At 36.9% G+C, this 5,356-nt stretch carries 7 protein-coding genes; 6 read left to right on the forward strand and 1 reads right to left on the reverse strand.

Annotation, left to right across the window (positions count from 1 at the left end):
* Positions 1–421 (reverse strand): TlpA family protein disulfide reductase (locus tag V5N63_RS07345; protein WP_332033427.1); only part of this gene is annotated, 421 nt, incomplete at its 3' end.
* Between the two features lie 32 nt (positions 422–453).
* Here V5N63_RS07345 and V5N63_RS07350 point away from each other — a divergent pair.
* The 6 genes from V5N63_RS07350 to V5N63_RS07375 form a co-directional block, all read left to right on the forward strand.
* Positions 454–1,578 (forward strand): 2Fe-2S iron-sulfur cluster-binding protein, encoded by a 1,125-nt coding sequence (locus V5N63_RS07350; RefSeq protein ID WP_332033428.1) that lies wholly within the window; start codon positions 454–456, stop codon positions 1,576–1,578.
* 70 nt (positions 1,579–1,648) lie between these two features.
* Complete coding sequence (locus V5N63_RS07355; protein WP_332033444.1) at positions 1,649–2,206, forward strand: SanA/YdcF family protein; 558 nt, start codon at positions 1,649–1,651, stop codon at positions 2,204–2,206.
* A gap of 84 nt (positions 2,207–2,290) precedes the next feature.
* Positions 2,291–2,908 (forward strand): uridine kinase, encoded by a 618-nt coding sequence (gene udk, locus V5N63_RS07360; protein WP_088468926.1) that lies wholly within the window; start codon positions 2,291–2,293, stop codon positions 2,906–2,908.
* A 2-nt stretch (positions 2,909–2,910) separates the two neighbouring features.
* Positions 2,911–3,264, forward strand: a complete 354-nt coding sequence (locus tag V5N63_RS07365) for an FtsB family cell division protein (RefSeq protein WP_332033429.1) — start codon at positions 2,911–2,913, stop codon at positions 3,262–3,264.
* 3 nt (positions 3,265–3,267) lie between these two features.
* Positions 3,268–4,431: a methylmalonyl-CoA mutase family protein gene (locus V5N63_RS07370; RefSeq protein ID WP_332033430.1), complete on the forward strand. Its 1,164-nt coding sequence runs from the start codon at positions 3,268–3,270 to the stop codon at positions 4,429–4,431.
* A 6-nt stretch (positions 4,432–4,437) separates the two neighbouring features.
* A partial coding sequence (locus V5N63_RS07375; RefSeq protein ID WP_332033431.1) for an RsmD family RNA methyltransferase occupies positions 4,438–5,356 on the forward strand: 919 nt, incomplete at its 3' end.

Below are 5,356 nucleotides of genomic sequence, written 5' to 3' on the forward strand. Positions count from 1 at the left end.
TTTGTCCGTCAACCAGAACAATATGTTTGGAGAGGTTGTTTTCTTCAGCAAAAGCTTTCACTTTGGTTTCCCAGTCTTCTTTCGGATCCAGCCCTACAAAAGTAAATTTTACCGGCTGCGATTCCATTTCTTTTATTTTTTCTTTAAAATGAGGCATTTCGCGCATGCACGGTCCGCACCAAGTTGCAAAAAAGTTGGTAACATATAAAGTATCGTTATCTTTTTTGGCAAGGATTTCCGAAGTTTCTTCGGGGCTTAATTCAATCTGTTTGAAAGGAATAACCGCTTCAGAAATTTCGTTGGATTCCGGAACTGTAACAGAATCAGCAGGGGATGTTTCGGTGTTTTCGGAGATTTGAGTTTCTTTTTTACAGGCAGTAAAAGCCACCAAAATCATCGCGCTCAGAAGGAATTTTTTCATTTTATTTTTATTATTTTTGAAAGATATTTGATATGGAAAAACGATTACCCAAAGCAAAGCAAGGAGAATTTCACCGGCTAAAATTAACGAAAAAGCAGCAACTTACCAAAAACACTTTTTCGCTGGAGTTTGAAATTCCGGAAGCTTTAAAATTAAATTATAAGTTTGAAGCCGGCCAATATGTAACGATAAGATACCCGTCAAAAGGAGGGGTTTTTCAGAACGATTTTTCAATGACTTCGGCGCCACACGAAGGGAAAATTGCACTTGGTATAAAGATTAACGGGGAGGAAAGCTCTACCAACGACCTTTATAATGATTTCGAAGTTGGTGATGAAGTAGAAATTTCTGAACCGAAAGGAAGATTTACTTTGGTTTCGAAACCTCACGAATTCCGCACTATCATTGGTTTTGCGGGCGGAATTGGGATTACTCCGCTGCTCAGTCATTTTAAAAATATTCTTCATAAAGAGCCAAGAACCAGACTTTTTATGTTTTACGGCAACCGCAAATCTGAAGAAATTGCTTTTAAAGATGAATTGGACAATTTAGCGAAAAAATATGCCGACCGGCTTCAGATTTTCTATTTTTTTTCACAGGAACCAACTTCAGATAACTTATTTCACGGGCGTTTAGATGAGAGAAAACTAAAATTAATCATCAACCAGATCCTTCATCTGGATGATACCGATGAAGAAAGCACCATTTGGGATGCGGTGGATGAAGTGTTGATTTGTGGAAAAGGCGAGATGATAAAATCACTGGCAAATGCCTGCTACAATAACGGAATTCCCAAAAAAAATATTCATTTCGAGCTTTTCGAAGAATATAATGAAGATATTTATCCGGTAGAAAAGGATTTTCCGCGTGTGGAGAATATTGAAGTTGATTTTAAACTGTTCAACAAAAATTATTCAACAACCTTAAAAAATAATGAAGTAAAACTCCTGCAGCAACTCTTAATCCAGGGGTTTCCTGTGCCTTATTCCTGTAAATCAGGCATTTGTGGCAGCTGCGAATCTGTGCTGGAAGAAGGTGAAGTTGAACTTCTTGAAAACGAATATTTAACAGAAAAAGAAGAAGCCTCAGGAAAAATCCTTGCCTGCATGTCGGTAATGCTGAGTAAGAAAATAAAAGTTAATTTTGATCTTGTTTAAGTAAGGTTTGAAAAGAATTTTAAACATACTAAAATCTTTTTTTACGCTGGTAGAAATTGGTGTTTTGCTGATGATTTTGGCAAATGTGTGGGTGTATGCATTAACGAATGGACGTACCTACACCAGAATTTCTAAGATTCCGCCGCGGGAAACAGCTTTGGTCCTGGGAACTTCACCGAAGATGAAATCCGGACTCTCAAACCCCTATTTTACTTCTCGGATGGATGCTACCGCTTTGCTTTACCATCACGGAAAAATCAAAAAAATTATTGTGAGTGGCGAAAAAAGTCCGGGTTACGATGAGCCTTTTGCTATGAAAAATTATCTGGTTTATCAGGAAGGAGTGCCGGAACGTATCATTATTGAAGACCCAAAAGGTTTTAAAACCCAGGCCAGCATCAACAATTGCAAAAATATATACCAGCAGAATGATGTGATTATTGTTTCGCAGGGTTTTCATAACCTTCGTGCGCTTTTTTATGCGCGGAATAATGATATGAATGCGCTGGGATTCGATGCGCAGGATGTTTTAAGCAACCAGAGTTATTACCGCAATCAGTCGCGGGAATTTTTGGCCCGTGTGCTGGCGGTGGTTTATTATGTGTTTGGAATTGAAAGAAAAGGATGATTTTCCCGGAAAATTGTGTAAATTCATAACTTTAATTTTTATTAAAACCCATACATAATCTTATATTTGCAGAAATTATAATTTATGCTCGTTATCGGAATTGCAGGAGGTACAGGCTCCGGGAAAACTACCGTTGTAAACAAAATTCTTCAGCAACTGAATGCTGAAGGGGTAAACGTTCTGTCTCAGGATAATTATTATCATGATAACCAGCAGCTTACATTGGCAGAACGCGAAGTTTTGAATTACGATCACCCAAAGTCAATCGATTTCGAACTTTTGATTTCACATGTTAAATCTTTGAAAAATGGGGAAGCGATCGAACAGCCAATCTATTCGTTTGTAACCCATTCCAGAACCGGTGATCATGTACAGATTGAGCCAAAAAACGTATTGATCGTTGAGGGAATTCTTGTATTGACAAACCCTGAACTATTAAAGGAATATGATCTTAAAGTTTTTGTTCATGCAGATTCCGACGAAAGGTTGATCAGAAGAATTCGACGCGACACTCAGGAACGGGGCCGCGATCTGCAGGAAGTGCTGCACCGTTACCAAACCACGCTGAAACCCATGCACATGGAATTTATAGAACCATCGAAAAACGAAGCTGATCTTATCGTTCCCAACATGAAACAAAATACCGTGGCGATTGATTTCCTTTCAACGGTAATCAACAATACGCTGAAAAAAACACATTGATTATGAAAGAATTAATTAAAGACATCAAGCCGAAAACGCCTGCTTTAAAATTCATTCAAAAATATGTTCTGAATAAATATTTTATTACCATTTTCCTTTTTTTGGTTTGGATGGTCTTTTTCGACAGCACTTCATTTCTCGTAATCAACGAAATGAACGGCGAAATAAACAAGTACGAAAAGCAACTGGCTTATTACAAAGAAGAGTACCAAAAGAACGATGCTTTCTACAAAAAGCTCATGAACAACAAATCTGAAAAGGAGAAATTTGCCCGCGAAAATTATTTCATGAAGAAGCCCAATGAAGAAATTTTTATTTTAGTGGTAGATAGTATGAATATTACGAAAACACAGTAAAAAATGTTTACAAAGACCTCACTTTCCGATTGGGAAAATCTCGTTCAGAAACAGTTGAAAACCGAAAATATTTACGAAATTCTTTCAAAAGAAAATCTCGAAGGAATCATTGTGAAGCCTTTTTACGACTCAGTAGAAAAACCGCTGGAGAACTTACCCAAAATTGAGGAATCTACCCAGTTGGTTGCAAAATACCGCGAAGATCTTGAAGAAAATATTTTTGCTTTTCTCCTGAACGAAAACGTAGAAAATCTTGAAGAAAAAGTACTGTTCATCAATAACAAAGACCTTGCTGAACATATTTCTCCCGATGAAAATAACCGCTGTCTTTCGCTCATCGACATTTTTTCTGAAGAAAACAGTGAACTTAATGAACAGCTGGGAAAAGAACTTCTGGCCAAAGATTTCGAAAGAAATATCGGCATTGACGTAGCCCTTCATCAAAATTCCGGTGCATCAATTGTACAGCAGCTTGCTTTTGCACTGGCCAAAACGAAAGACCTAACCGAAATTTTCGGTGCAGAAATCTTAAACAAGCTCGTTTTCAGATTTGCGGTAGGCGCTAATTATTTTTTTGAGCTTGCTAAAATCCGTGCATTTAAACTTCTTTTTATTCAGCTTTCGAAAGAATTCGGTAAAAATGAAGTTCCCTATATTTTTGCTGAAACTTCTCTGAGAAACAAATCAAAAAATGAACCTGAAAAGAACCTGATTCGTTCTACATTAGAGCTTTCGGCGGCAATGATTGGCGGTGCAGATGCAGTTTTCAGCAATGATTTCAGACTTGAAAATGCTACTGCGCTTTCCGAAGAAATTTCGTTCAAACAGCAGATCGTTCTGGCTTACGAAAGTATTATCAATGTTTTTGAAGACGGCGGAAACGGCAGTTATTATATTGAAAACATCACGCAGCAGTTTGCAGAAAACGCCTGGAAATTATTTCTGGAAATAGAAAATAACGGTGGTTACTGCGAAAATCTAAAAGCTGGTAAAATTCAGCAAATGATTTATGAGCAGGCTGTTAAAGAACAGAGTTGGGTTGAGGCAGGTAAAATAAAACTCATCGGCATAAATCTTTATCCGAAACACGAAAAAACAAAATCGGTGGAAGAACTTTATGATTCATCAGTGATTAAACCGGTGCGCTGGGCTGAAATGTTTGAATAATATGAGATGAAAACAGGCATAAATCCTTCAATTCTTACCGAAGAAATTCAAAATTATATCAATGCAAATCTCACGGCTGATTTGCATTCTTTGTTACTGAAAAAGTCGCCGTTTCCGGACGTTTCGATGCACGAAATTGTGCAGCAGATTAAAGGAAAAAAAGTTGCACAGAAAAAGTTTCCGTTTCTGCTTCGGGATGGCATTATTTTTCCACCAAATCTTAATCTGGAACAGGCTTCGTCGCAATCAACAGCAGAATTTAAAGCCAAAAATTTAAAAGGGAAAAATTTTCTTGATCTCACTTCAGGATTTGGAATTGATGCGTATTTTTTATCTCAGAATTTTGATCAAGTTACTCTCGTAGAACAGAATACTGAACTTTTAGAAACGGTGAAACACAACTGGAACATTCTTGGAAGAAAAGCCAATCTTATCAATGAAAATTTAGAGGATTTTCTGCAGAAAAACTCACAAAAGTTTGACTTGATTTATCTTGATCCGGCGCGGCGAGATGCTCAGAAAAACAAAAAATTCCTTTTGGAAGACCTTTCTCCGAATTTACTTGAAATTCAGGAAAAATTGGGAGAGATTTCAGATGAAATCATCATTAAACTTTCACCGCTCATTGACATTTCATATCTGCTTTCTGTTGTAAAAAATGTTTCGAAAATTGAAATTATAGCGGTGAAAAATGAGGTGAAGGAACTGTTGGTTTTTATAAGCAGGAAAAATTCCCACACCGATACAGAAATTAAATGTGTAAATCTTGAAAGTACAGATCCGGATTTTGTTTTTGTTTTTAATGATGAGAAAAATGCTGTGGCAGAATATTCTGATCCCCATAATTTTCTTTATTTACCGAACAATGCAGTTTTAAAATCGGGGGCTTTCAATACTGTTGCAAAAAAGTTTAAACTTTTAAAGC

It is taken from the genome of Kaistella sp., assembly GCF_032060305.1.
Lineage (GTDB): Bacteria > Bacteroidota > Bacteroidia > Flavobacteriales > Weeksellaceae > Kaistella > Kaistella yananensis.

Coding starts and splice junctions, on each gene's coding strand:
- V5N63_RS07350 (WP_332033428.1), top strand. CDS start 454: ATGGAAAAACGATTACCCAAAGCAAAGCAAGGAGAATTTCACCGGCTA.
- V5N63_RS07355 (WP_332033444.1), top strand. CDS start 1,649: ATGATTTTGGCAAATGTGTGGGTGTATGCATTAACGAATGGACGTACC.
- udk (WP_088468926.1), top strand. CDS start 2,291: ATGCTCGTTATCGGAATTGCAGGAGGTACAGGCTCCGGGAAAACTACC.
- V5N63_RS07365 (WP_332033429.1), top strand. CDS start 2,911: ATGAAAGAATTAATTAAAGACATCAAGCCGAAAACGCCTGCTTTAAAA.
- V5N63_RS07370 (WP_332033430.1), top strand. CDS start 3,268: ATGTTTACAAAGACCTCACTTTCCGATTGGGAAAATCTCGTTCAGAAA.